Here is a 20,313-nt window from a genome sequence, read left to right on the forward strand (position 1 = left end):
TTAGGCATGACATCAAAAGCGGAGTCAATTAAAGAGATAAAGTATCCAGCGGTATTTCAAATGCGCGTTTAATAACTAACCCGGCAGCAAGCTTGGTTTCATCCGGTTTGTTATGAAGATAGATCAATTGTACGTTATTAACTGTTACAGGCAACTGGTGCATCACCCTGGCTCTAATCTCATTGAACATTTCGGGACTGATGGTATGAATGACTCGGCCCGTTATAAGCAGACTGTCAGGATTTATAAATGTAATGATATTGGTAACGGCGATCGCGATGCCATCAACAATTTTTTCGTATAAACCAAGGAACTTAGGATCTCCTGTTCTTATGCCTTCTGCGAACTCCTCTAGTGTGCATTTGATGGAGACACTAAGTCCGCTGCTGGAAGCCAGCGTCGTTAAGCATCCGGATCTGCCGCAATGGCATGGATAGGCATCTTCTCCATAGAAGCCTTTATAATGCCCGAATTCACCTGCAACAAAGCTTGATCCTGCAATAATTTGTTTATCATGGACGATCGCGCCGCCTGTACCATAATCAAACTTGATGGTGATATTGTTATTGGAATCCTTCAAGCAGCCGTTCATATTCTCGTTGACAGAGAGAAGATTGACATCGTTCTCGATATACACGGGTATGTCATATTTGTCTTCAAGCAGCTGCTTGAGCGGCAGGCGATGAACGCCTATGCCGGGTGTCCGCAGAACGATGCCATGCTGAGAATCGACCAGGCCCTGCATACTGATTCCGATCCCTTTTACTTTGGAGGTGTTGGGCACCTGGGTGAGCAGCTCATCGATAACTTCATGCAACAGCTGCATCAGCACATCTATAGAACCATATTTGTTACTCGTGCGTTCTGCGGATGCGACAGCTTCTTGACGCAGGTTGAACACTTTTCCGCGAATGTATTTGCCGGCGAGCTCAAGCCCGATAGCATAAAAATGGCCGCTGTTGATATGAAGGCCGACTCTTTTCCTTCCGCTGCCTGCCTCCAAGTCGATAAGCTCCCCTGTCACGATTATTTTTTCCTTCAACAGGCGATTCACGATATTGGTTACCGTTTGTCTGCTTAGTCCAGTCTTTTCCGCAAGCTCTACGCGAGAGATCGGCCCCTCTGAATAAATGAGAAAAAGAACCTTCTGCTGATTTATTGATTTTAATAACATATGGCTGGTTTGTTTAACCGAATCACTCACAATATGCATCCTCTTTCCAACAACGTTTTATATAATATAGATTCAAAACATTTGACAAATTAGGAACATACTTTGCTTCAAGTGTAGCATTAATACGAGGCGAATAAAAGTTGCAAGTTCGTTTAATTCAACTAACATTTATTATAAATTTCTAAAAAACGACGAGAGATGGCGGTTTATGCAGCATGATGCAGTCTATACGAAAACTCTTAATTCAAAAACACTAAAAAAACGCAACGGATTGTATTGACATTGTGATAAAAAAAGATATTATATTTGTAAACTGATTTGATTAAATACAACAAATTGACGCCTAGAGGAGTAAGTAATGGTATGGATTGGATGGATAATTGCAATAGCAGCGATGACGGTGCTGACTTACATATGCTGGCTGCATGCAGTTATGTTACAACCTGGTAAAGCAGATGCACTTATTGTACTTGGCTATGTATCTAAAGACGGCCGAATACACCCTTTGCTTAAAGAAAGACTGGATGAGGCTTACAAACAATTTCGGCAGTATGGGCACGAATATATCATTGTATCGGGGGGAGCGGTTGGTTCACGTCGTTCGGAAGCGGAGCTGATGGAGAAGTACCTGGTTGAGAAGGGCGTCCCAGCAAAAAGAGTATTAAAAGAAGACAAGTCAAACAACACCGTTCAAAATTTAATCTTTAGCAAGCAATTGATGGAGCAGTACCACCTAAAATCTTTTGTTATCATAACCAATTTATTTCATGTCCGCCGAACGAAGTATATTATGCATCGTCTTGGCATAAAGGGCGGATTCTGCGCTAATCGAAGTCTTAGAAGCATTGTGGGATTCCAGCTTAAATTAACATTTCTGGAGATTCGGGCATTTCGATTAACTCTCCCCATTATTAAGAGGGTCATCAATGATCAAATCGATTGACAAAAAGGTTGACAATTGGCCGATAAGTGATTAGAATGTAAGCGTTTACAGAATATATGGGAGGTGAGGCTTAAGTGGCTATAAGCCAAAAGTTGTTTACAAATTATTTACCCGGATTTGATTGCTGATTAACAAATCACAGTTATGCTTAAATAGTTAATCCAATTTATTTATTAATTAACGGGGGCGGAATAATGTTTAATGGGAAAATGAAACGATTCATGAGCACGGGTGTTGCAGCGGCATTATCTTTAGCCATGCTGGCTGGTTGCGGTGGAAACAGCGGAAAGAACGGGGCTAATCCAAGTACTACTCCTGCTGGTTCGGATAAGCCGGGTGTATCTGCAGAAGTAGAAGTTTATGAGAATGGATTGCCGAAGAATGAGGAAGTAACGCTAAAGGTAGGCTTCTTTGTAGGAGGATATGGCCGGGAGTGGTTCGATTATGCAGTTGAATCGTTCACAGCCAAGTATCCCAATGTCAAAGTAGACATCACCGCTTCAGCTGATATGAAGACGATTCTTTCTACAAAAATCTCTGCAGGCAATGATAATGACATGTTTGATCTATTCAATACAGACCCGTCTGGAGGTATCATAGGGCTCGCTGAAGCCGGAAAGCTTGAACCCATGGATGACATTTGGGAATTCCCTCTTCCAGACGTACCGGACAAAAAGGTCAAGGATCTTATGATGCCAGGCATGTACGAGTCAACACCGCTGATCAATGGGAAAAGATATGAATTTACTACGGCGAGCAGCTTTGGCGGGTTGTTTTTTAACAAAAAGCTATTCGAAGAGCATGGCTGGAACCAAAACCCGAACACATGGGACGAATTTACAGCACTTCTAGCGGACATTAAAGCGGACGGCATTGCTCCCATTACGTTTCCGGGCATTCATCCAAGCTACCATAACTGGGCTTTCGGAACGGCCAAAAATTTTGAGCTGGCTGATATCAATGGCCATGTCGATGAATTTATCGAGGATTATAGAACTTATGGTCTGCCGCAATACACAAATCCAGAGACGGTTGAAACCTGGACGCGCTTCTATGAGCTTGGCAAGCTAGGATATTTTGCAGAAGGACTCCCGGCACTGAACCATACGCAATCGCAAATGCAGGTTATTCAGGGGCAAGCTGCGATGGTATCGACAGGGACGCATGTCGAGAATGAGATGAAGGAAGCAACGCCTGAGGACTTCGACTGGGGCTTCATGGCTGTTCCTTTCAGAGATAACACGGATCAAACGCTTTGGATTCGAAGCGGAACTTCAAACTTCAATTATATCTGGGCAGCTAAGCCGGAACTGAACAAAAAGTGGGCCAAAGAATTGATCGCATGGCTGGTTACGCTGGAAAATCAACAATTTGCAGCCGAAAAAGCAGGTGCTTTGCCAATGCGCAAGGATTTGATGGAGGATCCCTCCAGGGCGGCTAACCTTTCCAGCTCTGCTCAATCTGTTCTGAAGTACATTGCAGACAATAATGCTCAGACATTTAAAGCAAGCCGGTCTATCAACATTTCCGATCCGAATCTTGCTCAAGCCGAAAAATTAATGAATGAGAATATTGTGAAATTTGCTATGGGTATGCAGGATCCGAAACCGATTCTGGAGCAAGCCGAAGAGCTGCTGAAGAAAGCTCTAGAGGCTGAGAAGAAATAATAAGACGTGTTGGAGCGGGGAGGACTCATCTCCGCTCTTCCGTTTTAACTTCTGAGATCCTATAGGCTTCACACTGAAAGCGACTTATAAACGTCCAGTAAGATAGGAGTTGACCTCTTGTGTCTGATTCAACCGTTGTGACGACACTAAAGACCCCTATGCGCAAGCGCTTGGGTCTAGACAAAGCGAATACGCAGAAGTGGATATTTCTGTTCATAGCCATCGTGCCTCCCTTTGGCGGCTATTTGCTCTTTACGTTGTTTCCGAACATTTTATCCGTTTATTATGCGATGCTCAATTGGGATGGGTTTACGGATGCAACGTTTGTCGGGCTGTCCAATTTCGTCACCGCATTCCAAGATAAATATGTGTGGCGTGCGCTTACCCACAACTTGATTTTTATGATAACCGTGCCTTTCTTTGTTATTGTCATCTCCCTGCTCCTTGCCTATTTAATTACCAATAAAACGTATAAAGAAAATAAATTTTTGAAGGTATTGTTTTTCTTTCCGAACGTGTTATCTACGGTCGTAGTCGCTCTCCTCTGGGCCTTCATTTATGACGGATCGTACGGTTTGCTGAATGGGATTCTAAAGTTCGTCGGAATTGATATGGGGAATTTCTATTGGCTGGGCAATGAAAGCACAGCGCTTGCCTCCATTATCCCGGCATGGGTTTGGGGCGGTGTCGGCTTGTACGTCATTATCTTTGCCAATGCGATGCTGGGAATTCCGAAGTCATTGTACGAGGCGGCGATTCTTGAAGGGGCCGGACATATGACACGCTTGTTTAAAATTACAATGCCGCTCGTTACGCCCATTATCCGCGTCAGCGCTTTGTTCCTCGTCGTCGGCACGATGAAGGGCTTCGAAATCATCCTCATTATGACGAATGGGGGGCCATTCGGGTCGACGGATGTTATCGGCCTCTATATGTTTAACTTAGCTTTTGGCGTAGAGTATCGGAATTACGGCTACGCTTCCGCAGTCGGTATGATTCTGTTCGTCATTCTAGTAACAGCCAAGCTGTTAATCGATAAATTCGTGCCGAACAAAGGCTACGAGTATTAGTTTCCATAGGAAGGTTCGGAGGGATATAGTTGAAGGAAAAACGAACGTTAATGGACATTGTGTGGCGTGTGGTGCTGTATGCCTGGTCGCTGACTATATTATTTCCTTTAATCTGGGTTATTTATGAATCGTTAAAAAGCAATCCTGAGTTTTTTAAAGATATATGGGCGCTGCCTGCGGAACTAAGATGGCAGAATTATTCGAAGGCTTGGAATCAATACGGTTTTGGGCAATCACTCTTAAATACCCTTTATTATGTTGGCGGAAGTCTGGTGCTTGGACTGTTCTTCACGACAATTAACGCCTATGCGCTTACTCGAATGCAGTTCAAAGGAAGAAAATTGATTTGGGGCTTGATTATGTTGTCCCTGTTCCTGCCGGGCATCAATGCGCTTGTACCCCAGTATGTCATTATGCGGGAACTGAGTTTGACCAATAGCTTGACCGGATTAATTCTTCTGTCCAGTCTGGGTGAAAGCGTGTTCTATCTTATGCTGCTCGGAGGGTTTATGAGCTCTTTGCCGATGGAGCTTGAGGAGAGCGCAACGATGGATGGCGCTACATTATTCCAAAAGTTTTGGCGTGTTATCGTTCCGTTGTCTACACCGGGAATTGTAACCGTTGGCGTATTCAAGTTCCTAGGGTACTATAACAATTTCTTAGCGCCGTTCATCTATTTGAGCGATCCCAAAAAATATCCTATTGCGGTGCAAATGTATTCTGCAAATAAGCAAATGGAGTTTACTGCGGATTGGGTGACTTTGTTTGCCGGTGTAACCATTGCGATGGTACCGTCCATTATTATTTATATCCTATTCCAAAAGCTTCTTATGGAAGGCGCGACCATGGGGGCGGTGAAGGGATGAATACTGCAGAGCAAGTGAAGGCGAAATATAAGCTGATTGCATTGGATCTGGACGGGACGCTTCTGACGGATGAAAAGCACATTACGGAAGAGACCAAAAAGTGGCTTCAATATGCAGTAGATCACGGTGTTAAAGTAATGTTCTCCACCGGGAGAGGCTTGCAAACTGCCAAGGGCTTCTGGGATGAGCTTGGGCTCGATTCCCCCATGGTGCTGCTCAATGGCGCAGAAGTTTGGGAGGGACCGGGCAGGCTTAATAAACGCGTCTTTATTCCTCGGGACACGATCAGCCGCATACATGCCATTGCTTCTGAACAGGGCGAGTGGTATTGGGGCTACAGCGTGGAAAGCCTGACGGGCGACAAGGATTGGACGCCTGAGATGCTCAAACGGGATTGGATGAAATTCGGCATCGGCAGCAATGATCAACAGAGGCTCGCGGAAATTAAGGAAGAGCTGCTTAGTTGGGGTACGCTTGAGGTTACCCGTTCGGCCCCTACTAATATGGAGATTTCAGTTAAAGGCATTACAAAGGAAAGCGGAGTGAGCGAGGTTTGTCAGATGCTGGGAATCCCTATGTCCGATGTAATTGCTATGGGAGACAGTGATAATGACGCGAAGCTGCTAAAGGCGGCAGGTCTCGGTGTGGCGATGGCCAACGGTGAAGAGCATATCAAATCCATAGCGGACGTCATAACGGCTACCAACAACGAGGACGGCGTTGCTCAGGCGATTCGGAAATATGTATTCCAGATGGAGTAAACGCAGCAAACGTATTTTAGTAAATATTGTGATGGAGTGGATATAGATGGCCGTTCAATCGAAAGAGATAAACTTAGATCAACTGGGCGGGACCATATACCCGGAGATAAAAAATGGTGAACAGCTGAAATGGCATTCTCCGCTTAAGGCGCCCTTTCACATCGCAGGCTTCCCATGGCTCACGCAGGATGGGGTATACAGACGCCTGCCCTTGGCTTCCGGGGCTGTCTTGCCGCCTGCGGTTGATACGCTTGCTTATTGTACGGCAGGCGGGCAAATTCGCTTTCGCACCAATTCTTCAAGGCTGGTCATAAGGGTACGTCTTGCCGGACCGGCGAATATGTATCATATGCCGCCTACAGGGCAGTGCGGGGTTGACTGCTATCTTGGAGAGCCGGGAGAGCAGAGCTTTATCACCACGGCTAGATTCAAACCAACGGAAAGGGAATATGAATCCCAGCTTTATCAGTGGGATACAAAAAAAGATGTGGCCGTCACCTTAAACTTGCCGCTCTACCAAGGGGTAGAAGAGGTATGGATCGGTGTAGATAAGGATGCTGTCATAAGCGGTGCACCTGCCTATGCAAGCAGTAAACCCGTCATTATATATGGAACTTCGATTACGCAAGGGGGATGTGCCACCCGGCCGGGTATGGCTTATTCCAATATTCTCAGCCGTATGATTCCGGTGGAGTTCGTCAATCTTGGCTTCTCGGGGAATGGAAAGGGCGAGCCGGAGCTCGCTCATATCATGTCGGAAATCGATGATCCGGCTCTATTCATTCTTGATTATGAAGGGAATACGGGCGAGTCCGGAAACATCGCACGAACGCTGCCTGTATTCATCCAAATTTTGAGAGAACGGCATCCCGAAGTTCCTATATTAGTAGTCTCTAGGATTTGCACTGCCGAAGACCAGTTCTATACGGAGAGGAGGGAGCTTCATGATCGCCGCAGGCTGATTCAGATCGAGAATGTTGAACAGAGGCGGACAGAAGGAGACCGAAATATTCATTTCATTGACGGTTTTAAGCTGCTAGGCGATGATTTCGTCAATGATTGTACGGTTGACGGAACACATCCAACGGACCTTGGATTTTTGCGCATGGCACAGTCGCTTGCGCCTATCATTAAGCGATTGTTGCGACTGTGATGAACAAGACAGATGATATGAACAGCCTTCAGACTGCATTTTTTGGTTTAGGGGCTGTTTGTTTATCAGTCAGACACCTGTCTTACTGTCTTAACCAATTAAGCCGAAAAAGGAGAGGATTTTAATTGAAGTCCCAAAGAAGAAGTCTGCCTTTTATTGTGATGGCTTGTTTTATTGCGGGGGTTGTTAGTCTGTGTTACGGCATCAATGTATTCGCGTCCTCAGATAAAGAAGAGGGTGTTTCTAAAAAAGATAGAGCTAAGTATTTAGGAGCTTCACTGTTCAAAGGTCACATGCATTCCCATACTTCTCTCAGTGATGGGATATTGCTGCCTAATGATGCTTATCATTTTGTGAAAAGTAATACAGATTTTGATTTTTTTGCAGTGACGGAACACGACGTGACTTATGACATCAGTACGGGCAGTGATTTCATTACGGATGTTCAAGACTCTTATTCAGAAGAATACAAGATGTTGCATGAGCAATCCGATGCTCACAATCGTGATCACGAATTTATTACGCTGCCGGGTACGGAAGTGACTTGGTATGATGAAGCGGGCCATATCAACTTATTTAATGCCCCATGGTTTGCAAGAACACATGGAGTAGGTGCGGATGGCACTTGGGGCTGGAGCGACATCAAATATGATTTGCCAACCTTCTACGCAAGACTTGCCCAAGATCCCAATGCGATTGCACAATTTAATCACCCACGCGCGTCAGGAAATTGGAGTTTCAATGAATTTAAACATTATAACCGGGATGTCGACAAAAACCTTAATCTGATGGAATACAAATCCTCCAATGATTTTGCAGTCTATACCAAGGCGTTAGATCAAGGCTGGCATGTTTCACCTGTGTTTGGCGGAGACGAGCACAAAGGAAACTGGGGAATGGTCCAGCCCCATGTGACCGGTATGTGGGGAGATAATCTTACTAGAGAAGGTCTTTACGAGGCGATGCGAAACCACCGCACCTATGTATCATTTGATCGAAACCTAGAAATGGCGGTTTCAGCAAAAGGTCAGATGATGGGGGCGATCCTTCCAGCCAAAACAAAAGAAATAGAACTTAAAATACGGATAAATGACCCTGATGTTAGCGATATTTTGGATAAAGTTATTATTTACAAAAACAGTGGTGAAATTCTCAAAGAGTACGGCAATATTGCCAGCAATCAATTTAAACAGGAAGTAACCTTAGCAAGTGAAGATGGGGATTATTTCCTCGTTAGAGCTTTTCAAGCAGACGGTGAAGAAGCTATAAGTGCTCCAATTTGGATTGGTGATGAAACGAGGGGCACGGTGCACGCGCCTGAAATCACGGTTCATGGACAATATCCCGACACGATTAAGCTTGGGGATCAAGTGGAGGTGCTGGGCGCTTCAGCGACAGATAACCGCGGTCAATCTTTATCGGTGGAAGCCATCGTTTTAAATGATAAAGGAGAAGTAGCCGTAGCAAATCAGCATTTTAAGGTCGACATGTATGGAGAATATTTCATTAAGTATGTAGCAACCGACGCTCAAGGAAATACGCGTGTTGAACTTATTCGAATCCTTGTTGATCAACAAAATCTGGATGCCGAACAAATTTTAAATGAATTTCAACCCATTGTTAATGTAGGTGGGAATGAACGTGAAGTAGGAATAAATTTGGTGACGGATAAGGCTTTAGAGACGTCATATGTTCAGTATAAACCGGAGTCAGAGGCGACGTGGGACCATGCGGAAGTAGTACAAGCGGGAGTCTCTTATTTTCAAGTCGCGTATGGCGATACATTTGCCAAAAGTAACTATCGCGTGCTTGCAGCTCATGAAGCGAATATAACAGGTCTCGACTTAGGGACTACGTATGACTATCGGTATGGAATGTCACCGACTGGACCTTGGAGCGACAATTATAGCTTTAGGACCGCGCCGGCTTCAGAGGAAGACGTATTGTATGTGATGGGAGATCTTGAAGTTCCAGATCGAAATCCGGAAAGTTTCCGACTGTTTAAAAATATGCTGGATGTTCTGCAGGAGAAAAATTCAAACGGACAGACTGTGATTCAAGTCGGAGACTTGGTCGAGAACGGCGGCAATATGTATGCATGGGATGATGTGTTTAGCAACATTTACAACAATGATATGGGTCTCGTTTCTGCTCACATTGTCGGGGACCGTGAACGTGCGACGGAGCGGAAAATCGGGCCGTTCTCCGGGTTTTTCAACCTGCCGAAGAACGGCGAAGGCAGTTACCGGGAAACGAATTATTCGTTTGATTATGGCGATATGCACATTGCTGTTCTGAATTCTGTGCTGGATTTCGACAAGCAGCTGTCATGGCTGGAAAAAGATTTGCGGGCAACCGACAAGAAGTGGAAAATCGTGATGGGGCATTATCCTTATTATGGCGGTCAATCCGGCGATGAGACCGGTATGGACATGATGAGAGTGAAATTGTCTCAAGCATTTGAACGGCTTGGTGTTAGCTTGTATATTGGCGGTCATGATCATGTGTATAAACGGACAACCATACGAAACGGTGTAAAAGATATATCGGAAGAAGCGATGAATTTAGGAACAACTTTTGTTACCGTTGGTTCATCAGGTCCAACGTTCTTTGATAACAAATCATTTGACTGGGATCATATCGTGTATGATGAAAATAAGCAGACGGGTGTTATTTTAGAATCAAACGATCAATCTCTCACCTTGAAAGCTTACAACAGCGACGGTGTTGAAATTGATTCATTTACGATGAACCAACCCGCCAATTATATGAAATTAACGAGCGCAATTGTAGAAAATAACGTCTTGAAGGGCGTTGGGGTCTTGAATTACCCGAGCTCGCTTGAACGTGTCACCGTTATCGGAGAAAAGCGGGATCATACAGGTGAACAGCTGTTGGAAACGGTTATTCAAGAAGCAACGCTGGAACATCTCGGACGTGAACAAATCATCTTATTTGATAACCCTCTTGCATTTGGCGATGAACATACGATCGTCGTAAGATTGGTTAATAATCCAATCGATCAAGAGCCGTTAACGGACCCGTTCATAGCTAAAGAAGGAATGCTGGGCGATGGTTCGGAAGGCAACCCATATCAAATCAAAAGTGCCAGTGGACTTTATAAAATGCATGAATTCCCGGACAAACATTTTGTTTTAGATCGGGACATTGATGGGAATGGCGTGTTTTTCGAGGCCATTGGCGCGAATGGCACTCCATTTACGGGTACGTTTGATGGGCAAGGGCATACGATTACGGGCGTTATTATCTCTTCAGGCGGCGCAGGCCTCTTTGCCATTAATGAAGGGACGATTCGTAATGTAGGAATCATCCATGCTGACATTGATGTTCGCCGGAGCAATGTTGGAATCCTGGTTGATCAGAATGATGGGATCGTGGAATATGCCTACAGCACCGGATCTATTAGAGGCAATTCTACCGTTGGCGGTCTTGTGGGCTACTCGAACGGTATCGTTAGAGACAGTTATTCAACAGCTCGAGTTCATGCACGGGGCAAGCAAGCCGGCGGCATGATCGGAATTACGAATCGGGGGAGTATAACCGAACAGGTCTATGCCATGGGAGCCGTAATAGCAGATGAATCCAATGCTGGCGGCATCAGCGGATACGGATATAACCATACGGTCATTCAAAATAGTATGGCATTAAATCCATCTATTGTTACAGGTACGGCATCGAATCGAATTGTCGGCAGAGTTTTAGCTGGGGAGACGGCAACTTTAGTCAATAATTACGCCGATGAAAATATGTTTGTTAGCAGTGAGAACGTGACGGTTGCTGATCCAAACAATGAAAAAGGACAGGGGGTGGGTGCAGACACATTCACGAAGCCATCTTTTTTCATGGAGACCCTCGGTTGGGATTTTGATTCGATCTGGATCTGGAATGAAGATGCCAAACGTCCATTACTGCAAAGTAATTTGGAGCAAATTAACGAAGATCATATTCCGAAGCCGAAGCTTGATCAGAACGAAAATGGGTACTACATCATTCGTGCGATTAGCGAATTAAAGACCATTTCAGAATTTCCAAATGAAAATTATATATTGGAAAACGATCTTGATTTTGAAGGGCAGCGATTTGAACCCCTATTTAAGGGGACGCCGTTCCTCGGCACATTTGATGGAAATAATAAATCGTTAACCAATGTCAAATCAGAAAACGGCGGCTTATTCCATCTTAATGGCGGAACGATTAAAAACATAGCTATGGTAGATGCAAGCGTCACTGGCGGAAGTAATATAGGCATACTCGTTAACACGAACAACGGAACGGTAGAGAATAGTTATGTAACGGGCACAATCGAAGGCTCCAGCACGGTGGGCGGTCTAGCGGGCTATTCCAATGGCATCGTGAGAAACAGCTATTCTACTGCAGATGTAACGGCCCAGCTGAACCAAGCTGGCGGCTTGATCGGAATTACAAACTCAGGCAGTTTAACGGAAAACGTGTATGCATCTGGAGCCGTTCAGGCGCTTAGAAGTAATGCAGGCGGAGTAACTGGCTACGGCTATAATGAGACGGTTGTTAAAAATGTTATTGCTCTCAATCCTTCAGTCGTAACGCCGACGATGGCAAACCGTGTGGTGGGACGAGTTCTTGCCGGGCATACCGCAACGCTTGAGAATAATTATGCGTTTGATGGCATGATTGTGGATGTAGAAGGTGAAAGTATTGCCGCTGCTGACAACAGAAAGGGCTTAGGGCTATCCCAGCAACAGGTTGAAGATTCCAATACGTATATCAATATATTGAAATGGGATTTTGAATCGGTTTGGGTGTGGAATGATGCTTTAAAGCGTCCGGTATTGAACAATAATCCTGAAGAGGCAAGCGAGCCTGCCGTGCCTTTGGAAAGAAACGAAGCCGGTTATTACAGAATCAAATCCATTGCTGATTTGAACGTTATGGAAAACTTCCCGGCAGAAAAGTATATTTTGGACCATGATTTGGATTACGCCGGACAACCGGCTGAGTCACTTTTTAAAGTGGTTTCGTTCACCGGAGTTTTGGATGGCAACGGGAAGAAAATAATTAACTTTAACTCTTCGAGTGGCGGCTTATTCCATCTCAATGGCGGAGTGATTAGAAATATAGCCATGAAAGATGCCAGCGTCACTGGCGGGAGTAGAATAGGCATACTCGTCAACACGAACAATGGCGAGTTAGAGAATAGTCTTTCAACAGGCTCCATTACAGGCTCCAGCACAGTCGGCGGTCTAGTAGGCTATTCCAATGGTATCGTAAGAAACAGTTATTCTACCGCGGATGTAACCGCTCAGGTAAGTCAGGCCGGTGGCCTAATCGGAATTACGAACTCGGGCAGCTTAACAGAAAACGTGTATGCGTCTGGAACCGTTCGAGCGATGACGAGCAATGCGGGCGGAGTGACTGGATACGGATACAATGATACGGTCGTCAGAAATGTCATTGCCCTTGGCCCTTCGGTTACGGCGCCAACGATGGCAAACCGGGTGATGGGACGAGTTCTTGCGGGGCACACCGCCACGCTCGAAAATAATTATGCATTTGACGGCATGATGGTGGATCGGGAAGGTGTTGCTGAAGGGTCCTTAACAACCCTGAAAGGATTAGGTATATCCCAAACTGAAATAGAGGCTCCATCTACCTATACTGACAGATTAGGTTGGGACTTTAACGCTGTCTGGAGATGGGACGATATTGCTAAACGGCCAGTTTTACAATCGGTAATAGAAGGCAACGAAGGCGAGCCGGTTAGCCTGATTGAGCTTGAGCTCGAGGGGATGCTTACGCTGGCCGTTGGGGAGAGTGATCAAACGGTGACTACCGCTGTATACAGTGATGGAAGCCGTGAAAAGGTAGAGATAAACGTCACCTATACAAGCAGTGATCCAAGTATAGCGGAGATTAGCGCTAGCGGTATAGTAACAGCAAAGTCGGAAGGAGCCGTACTCATCACGGCAGAGTATGATGGCTTGATTTCATCCTATGAGCTGAAAATCTTGACTCCGAAGCAGATCGATATGGAGAGAGTCGACCCAGGCATGGATTCTGAAGTCAAGCTTACATTCACTTCTTCGGCCTTAATCGGAACGGGGGGTGGTGGATTGCGAACCAGCCGCACCCTCCTACCTTCATGGCGGAGCAACCATGAGATCGTTTGAATGGCACCATATGTATTAGGCAGTTTAATGAAAATGAGTCCGGTCATGATGCCGGGCTCATTTTCATTTATGTCCGCAAGTGAACTTATTACTGAACGTGTTACTTTTTGAACAAGCCCCCTTTCCGGTAACTGAGATCGCTTCAGGAATATCCTCCCTCATGATCACTCCCAATCTATTATTGAGATTTGCAAGGAGAAGGTAGAAGGCAATTCTTCACATTGTAGAGATTTTGTAGAGATCAGGTTTTTAAACTATGAAAAAGAAAGTGTGGAGATTAGGACTAAGGTAGGAGGTGAAAAGGAGGGAACTCCGCAAGATTTCGTTGATGCAAAGGGCTACTGGGATCAAGCAAATAGAAGATGTCTATTCGGCCGGTTGAGTGTTATCGGGTCGATAATCTTACTGTCGCTAAAAATTTTCAGTGGTTCGGGAATGGAGGAGAAATGTGTCTTGAAACGAAAACGCAGCATAGGTAAAGCAATACTCTCTTTCTGCCTGGCAATTACGCTTGTCTTGCAGACGGTGGCGTTCTCTGTCACTGGGTATGCGGATAGCGCGCCAAGCGATTCCGGGGCAGCGGCTGTTAGCGAAGCCGATTTGCCGAGCGCGGACGAACCGCCGTCAGTAACTGAGGCAGTGTACGATGTACCGAACGATTCCATAGTGATGATGGCTGCACCGACGGACAAAACGTTGGTGTTCATGGATGCAAATTCAACCTTTCCGCTAAAGGTGACGCAGGGAACGGACATTGCTCCAGGCGGTACGATCCAGGGCCGACAGGCATTTACCCTTAAATCTGAGGGCCTCAAGGTGCCGGTGAATGGTGATGACGCTGATCCGACTAATGCGGATCCAGGTCTATACATTCAGAAGGGTGACTGGATCGAACTAAAAAGGGATGACTACTTCGAGGAAGTGGTATTGCCAACAGCTACCAAAACCTTGATGGCAACAACTGAAACGGGTCAGAAACAGCTTGGCATCGCCTATTTTACTCCGGAAAGCATCAAGATTGTATTTAATGGCGACGATGGGTTTTTCAATGGTATTGGACGAGCGGTTACCTTCGGCTTTGAAACCACTGCCAATGCGGATGTAACGGGCATGAATTACGGCGATACAAAGCCTATCTCGATTTTCGGGGGAGCGTATGAGCTAAAGAACCCGGATGTTACGCCGGCGTACAGCATCAACTTGACAGGAAACAACTGGCCAAAGAATGGGAGCTGGACTTGGTGGTATGTGACCGTCCCAGCTTATCAAGATGGTTATTTGTCTATCCAGTCTACTCCATCCTCTTTTGATGTGCTTGATGAAGCAAGCAAGCTGCCGCTAGATGGAATGACGTTCTATACGAAGCCTTCCGATTACCGTATGGTCTATGTACCGGGATCCTTCAAGGTAAACGGCACTAAGGTAGACCCAACCATGGATGTAGATGGCAGTCTGAGCTACATCTTCCCGGCAGGAACGGGGGTGGATCCAAAGGTTGAGTATCAAGCATGGTTTCATAAGGATCTGTATTATAAAGAGTATCGGGGCGTGGCAATCGATCCCGGTCGAAGTGGCGGACAGCGTCTTGACCCAAAAGTTGAACTGAGGGATACGAGTGCTGATGTAAAAGCCAGTGCAACACGGGAAACGTGGGTTGCACCCGACTGGATTCAAGCATCGGGCTCTTATGACCATCCGAATGAAACCATTACATGGAGGGTCACTGTTAACCAATATAACAAAAAAGGGTTAAAGGACTTTACACTCACAAATGTATTACCTGCTGGGCTGGACTTTTTATCAGCTGAATGGCAGACATGGGAGGATGGCGCTGCATCTGGAGAAACACAAATTACACCAGATTCGAACGGCGTTTATTCCTTTGGGGATATTAACGGTAAAGTAGAATTAGTGATTAAGAGCAAGGTAACAAGCGGTTCCAGCTTCAGAATTGATCCTCGTGCCAACTGGAATATGGATACACCAGATGGCATACAGAACAACGATGTCATGATCGGTACAAGACCTAATGCAGTGACTGATGAGGCCATTGTCAACATCGGCGCGCACTCGTTTACAAAAACAGGCTCTATTTCGATGGAGGATTATAACCTGGGCGGTATCACATGGACCGTTAATCTTACGCCACAGTATGACCTGCCAAATGCAGCCGTATACGATGTGTTGGTGCATGGCGGGGATTTGAACGTCTTGGATAACGCTGTGGATGGAACCGGCGAGGTGAGCGCGGAAACGATTGCGAAAATCAAGGCAAATGTTAATACTGCTCAGCTTTGGAAGCAATATCACGAAGGTACCCTCAAGAGCGCAAACGGCTTAACCTTGAAAGCTATTCCTTTAACCGTGAACGGTAAAGTGGTGGCGGATTTGATCAAGGTGACCGGATATACCGATAAAGCTGCATCTTTCAGCTTCCGTGCACTTGAGACCAACCCAGACATCCTCTTCAGGCAGGATATCAACGCAGGGAAAACAAGCTGGAATCGGGCTTTGCTCATTGACGGCGACACCGTAAAACAAGCACAAAACAGCACCAACCTGCATCTGCGTATGCTGAACAAGGATATGCTCTTTGCGTCAAAGCCATTGCAAGCAGATGGTACGCCTGAAAATGTTAGCCCGAATAACGTTAGCAGTTATATTAGAAACGATAACAATGAAGCATGGACGATTTCTGCCTATGACCGAACAACTAAGACTGTCACATTCCGTCTAAGTGTGAATATGCCAGGATACAACACAGAAGAAATGGCTAAGGACGGCGGTAGCCGAGTAATTAGCAACATCAAGCTAGTGGATACACTACCTGAAGGTTGGGAATTCGTGCCGATTTCTGAAGGCAAAGATTTTGAGCTTTGGAAAGGTTTTTCGGACAATGGGGGAGGTACAGAGTATGGTGTCAGAAACGATGCCAGAACACTTATCGAACCAGGCACTAATGCTCATGTGGTAAGCTTTTCTCATAGTGGAAATGTGGGAACTTTCACCTTCTCTAAATTGGAAGGCCCTTATGTCATTCTGGTGAAGGCAAGGCCCTCCAATGCGGCATTAGAGGAATATTTAGAGGAATACACCACCAACGGCACAGACAAGCAGGTGCTTTATAACAAAGCCGATCTTCACATGACATGGGGCAGTGAGGAAAAGGTCGTCACAGAACAACGTAAGATTATTGTACCTATTCAGACCCTGGGCAAGTCGGTAACGAAGCCAGTACCAGGGGTGCTGGAGTGGACGGTGAACTATACCCCGCCATTCAACATGGAACAGGGCGTGTTTTTGCAGGATACGATAGGTGCCAACATGAACCTTCGTTATGACGTAAACGGAGAGCTTGTGCTGACCGCGCCTAGTATGGCAGTGTATCGTGCTAAACTGTCTGCCAGCGGTGCTCTGGAAAGAGAGGGCTCGGCACTCGACCTAAGCGATCCGAATGCTGAAGTTCAGGTGGAAGCCAAACCGGGTGCGGATGGCAAGACGATCCTAACCTTTAAGATGGACGATCCGAACCACTTCTACCAGTTTGTGTACCAGACTGAGGTGGATAACACCAAAGCAAAAGCTGGCGACAAAATGGGCAACGAGGTAAAGCTGATGGGCGCTGATAAGCTGAAAACGGTCAGTGCCAAAAGTGAAAGCACGCTGGACAATTCAGACGTAGCCGGCAGTTCAAGCTCCAATGCCCTGCTGCCCCTGAAAAAGGTAGATCCCGATGGCAATCCGCTAAAGGGCGTAGAGTTTACGCTCTATAAGAAAGACGACGGAACTCAAATCGCCAAAGGAACAACCGATAGCGGAGGGAAACTGAATCTGCTGTTCCCGGATCCGGGGTATTATGAGTTGAAGGAAACCTACATTGATCTGAATACCTGGCTGCCGGTCACCCATGTGTATCAGGTGTATGTAGGAAATACGCCAGGCAAGCCTATCTGGGTAGATGGCGTAAAAGTAACCTCCGATAATCCGCTGGTCGTGCCTACGCCGGCCCAAGGGAAGCTAACCATCAGCAATAGGGTGGAAGGAAACGGCAGCGATGCTTCCAAGGATTTTGAATACACCGTTACCTTCACCGGCGAAGGCAAGGACGGAGAGTATAACTATAAGAAGTCGGATAATACGGTTGGCACGATCAAGAGTGGAGGCAAGATTTCCCTCAAGCACGGGGGATCTGTGACGCTCCCGACGCTGCCTGCGGATCTAGTCTATACCGTAACCGAGGCCGATTATACGACGGTTGACGGTTATATCACCACGCCGGAGACAAGAGAGCTGTCCGGCACAATCGAGAATAAAGGCGACCATAAGGCGGACTTCATCAATGAACGGACCGTCAACAAGCTGACCGTCAGCAATACGGTCATGGGCAACGGCGGTGACAAGACGAAAGCGTTCGAGTACACCATCATCTTTGAAGAAGCAGGCAAGAATGGAAGCTACGCGTATACGAAGTCGGATGGCGCGACAAGTACACCGGGCACGATCAAGTCTGGTGAATCCTTCACACTCAAGGATGAAGAGACGCTGGAAATTGTAGGACTGCCTAAGGATCTGAAATACACGGTGACGCAGAAGGACTACACAACTGACGAATACGTGACCACGCCTAAGGAACGGCAGTATACCGGGGTCATGGTGGGGAAAGATGAAGTTGCCCCGTTCACGAATGTGCGAGTTATCGAAGGCAGCCTGCTTATCGGCAACACGGTTAAAGGCAAAGACGACGACAAGTCGAAGCCGTTCCAGTACACGCTCACCTTCACAGGCGAGGGATCGGACAAATCCTTCGCCTATGAGAAATCGGACGGCAGCAAGGGAACAATCACGAGCGGAGACACCTTCGAGCTTACCGACGGCCAGACGCTTGTTATAGAAGGTCTTCCGACGTATCTCAAGTATACGGTGACCCAGGATGATTATTCGAAGAACGGCTATGTGACGGATCCTGAGAGTCTCGAACACACAGGCACCATTCCGGAGAAAACATTGGCAGAGGCACACTTTGAAAATACTCGCCCGTATCTGGAAGGCGTGCTGCGTGACAACAACACAGGCGAAGTCATTCCGAATGCGGAAATCATCGTGACGAACAAAAAGACCAACGAAAAACAGAAGATTTGGACGAATGAGAAGGGTGAATATTCAGTCCCTGCCGTAGCGGATACCGACTATACGATCACGTATACGAAGGTGTATCAGGTAGGCGGGAAGGATGTCCCTGTCGAGTTCACGCAGAAGGCTAAAGTGGACAGCAGCGTATCAGACGAAACCGTTCCGGCGGTCATTACAGCGGTAGGGATCATTCTGTTCAAGCAGTTGGATGGGACAACAGAGCTATTCAACGATTCGTTCACCAGCCAGATGCGTATCTATTTGAAGGACAAGGACGGCAATTATATTCAGGAGAACGGTCGTCCTAAGGCGTTCCCGCTGGCTTCGAACGGCACCTTCTCCATAGAAGACGAAGAGCTGAGCGCGCAGCAATACACCATGGAAGTTCGCTATCAAGCTGAAAACGGCGAGGAACTGCTCTTCAAAGTGACGCAGCTGGACGTGAAGGCTAACGGAGAGCTGAATATTTCCGAGGCATTGGTCGACCCTTACGGTACGGTTTATGATGAAACGACAGGAAATGCCACCACTGGCAAGAAAATTGCTGGAGCCAAAGTTACGCTGTATTATGCGGATACGCAGCGGAATAGAGATAACGGCCGCATTCCGGATACGAAAGTAACGCTCCCTCCGGTTCCGAATTTTGCGCCGCATGACAACAAGAGCCCGGGGCAGGATAGCGATGCCAATGGCTTCTATGCATACATGGTGTTTCCTGAGGCGGATTACTATCTGATCGTAACGAAGGACGGATTCGAGACGCACAGGAGTGATACGATTTCTGTCGATTTTGACATTGTAAGATACGACGTGCCAATGAAGCCGATCAACACTGGAGGCGGACCGGGCCCTGTTAACCCTACTCCAGAGCCGGAGAACCCAGGCCCTGTTAACCCAGCCCCAGAGCCGGAGAATCCGGGCCCTGTCAATCCTGCCCCAGAGCCGGAGAATCCAGGTCCTGTCAATCCTGCCCCAGAGCCGGAGAATCCGGGCCCTGTCAACCCAGCACCAGAGCCAGTGAATCCAGGTCCTGTCAATCCTGCCCCAGAGCCGGAGAATCCGGGCCCTGTCAACCCAGCACCAGAGCCAGTGAATCCGGGCCCTGTCAATCCTGCACCAGAGCCAGTGAATCCAGGTCCTGTCAGCCCTGCTCCTGACCAACCTGGCAACATCGACAACGTGCCTGATGTCAGCGACTTAGCTGATGAGGGTGCAGGCAATGGAAATAACGAGCTGGACGATGCTCCGAAAACCGGAGACAACAGCGTATCGCCAATCTTCTATCTGGCTTTGGCGCTGATGTCCTTGATGACGATCGTGCTCCGTCTGCTCGGTAACAAGAAGAAAGCGCACATCCAGTAGACCGGAAAGGCGGTAAGAAA

The 20,313-nt window shown here is 46.7% G+C and carries 9 protein-coding genes; 8 read left to right on the top strand and 1 reads right to left on the bottom strand.

The annotated features are described in order from the left end of the window. Positions 1-28 precede the first annotated feature (28 nt). Positions 29-1,204 (bottom strand): ROK family transcriptional regulator, encoded by a 1,176-nt coding sequence (locus OHJ21_RS28355; protein WP_009591546.1) that lies wholly within the window; start codon positions 1,202-1,204, stop codon positions 29-31. Between the two features lie 328 nt (positions 1,205-1,532). Here OHJ21_RS28355 and OHJ21_RS28360 point away from each other — a divergent pair, with 328 nt between their 5' ends. The 8 genes from OHJ21_RS28360 to OHJ21_RS28395 all read left to right on the top strand — a co-directional run bounded on the left by OHJ21_RS28360 (position 1,533) and on the right by OHJ21_RS28395 (position 20,293). Beyond that, positions 1,533-2,117: a YdcF family protein gene (locus OHJ21_RS28360; protein WP_100541281.1), complete on the top strand. Its 585-nt coding sequence runs from the start codon at positions 1,533-1,535 to the stop codon at positions 2,115-2,117. Positions 2,118-2,311: 194 nt separating this feature from the next. Then, complete coding sequence (locus tag OHJ21_RS28365; RefSeq protein ID WP_486021771.1) at positions 2,312-3,784, top strand: ABC transporter substrate-binding protein; 1,473 nt, start codon at positions 2,312-2,314, stop codon at positions 3,782-3,784. Positions 3,785-3,903: 119 nt separating this feature from the next. Next, positions 3,904-4,854 (top strand): carbohydrate ABC transporter permease, encoded by a 951-nt coding sequence (locus tag OHJ21_RS28370; protein WP_326111283.1) that lies wholly within the window; start codon positions 3,904-3,906, stop codon positions 4,852-4,854. A 29-nt stretch (positions 4,855-4,883) separates the two neighbouring features. Further along, positions 4,884-5,720, top strand: a complete 837-nt coding sequence (locus OHJ21_RS28375) for a carbohydrate ABC transporter permease (protein WP_009591560.1) — start codon at positions 4,884-4,886, stop codon at positions 5,718-5,720. Beyond that, the gene (locus OHJ21_RS28380; protein WP_326111281.1) at positions 5,717-6,481 is read left to right on the top strand and encodes a Cof-type HAD-IIB family hydrolase; all 765 of its coding nucleotides are present in this window, start codon (positions 5,717-5,719) and stop codon (positions 6,479-6,481) included. The genes OHJ21_RS28375 and OHJ21_RS28380 overlap by 4 nt, the downstream gene beginning before the upstream one ends. Positions 6,482-6,527: 46 nt before the next feature. Beyond that, positions 6,528-7,634, top strand: a complete 1,107-nt coding sequence (locus OHJ21_RS28385; protein WP_326118512.1) for an SGNH/GDSL hydrolase family protein — start codon at positions 6,528-6,530, stop codon at positions 7,632-7,634. A 125-nt stretch (positions 7,635-7,759) separates the two neighbouring features. Further along, a complete protein-coding gene (locus OHJ21_RS28390) occupies positions 7,760-13,801 on the top strand; it encodes a CehA/McbA family metallohydrolase (protein WP_486021775.1) in 6,042 nt (2,013 codons plus the stop codon). 453 nt (positions 13,802-14,254) lie between these two features. Further along, complete coding sequence (locus OHJ21_RS28395; RefSeq protein WP_486021777.1) at positions 14,255-20,293, top strand: DUF7601 domain-containing protein; 6,039 nt, start codon at positions 14,255-14,257, stop codon at positions 20,291-20,293. The last annotated feature ends 20 nt before the right edge of the window (positions 20,294-20,313 follow it).

It is taken from the genome of Virgibacillus sp. LDC1, assembly GCF_025792345.1.
Taxonomy (GTDB): Bacteria; Bacillota; Bacilli; order Paenibacillales; family Paenibacillaceae; genus Paenibacillus_AQ; species Paenibacillus_AQ lautus.

Bases quoted from the DNA above. Each gene is read 5' to 3' on its own strand.
- OHJ21_RS28385 (WP_326118512.1), top strand. From the start codon at position 6,528: ATGGCCGTTCAATCGAAAGAGATAAACTTAGATCAACTGGGCGGGACC.
- OHJ21_RS28365 (WP_486021771.1), top strand. From the start codon at position 2,312: ATGTTTAATGGGAAAATGAAACGATTCATGAGCACGGGTGTTGCAGCG.
- OHJ21_RS28380 (WP_326111281.1), top strand. From the start codon at position 5,717: ATGAATACTGCAGAGCAAGTGAAGGCGAAATATAAGCTGATTGCATTG.
- OHJ21_RS28360 (WP_100541281.1), top strand. From the start codon at position 1,533: ATGGTATGGATTGGATGGATAATTGCAATAGCAGCGATGACGGTGCTG.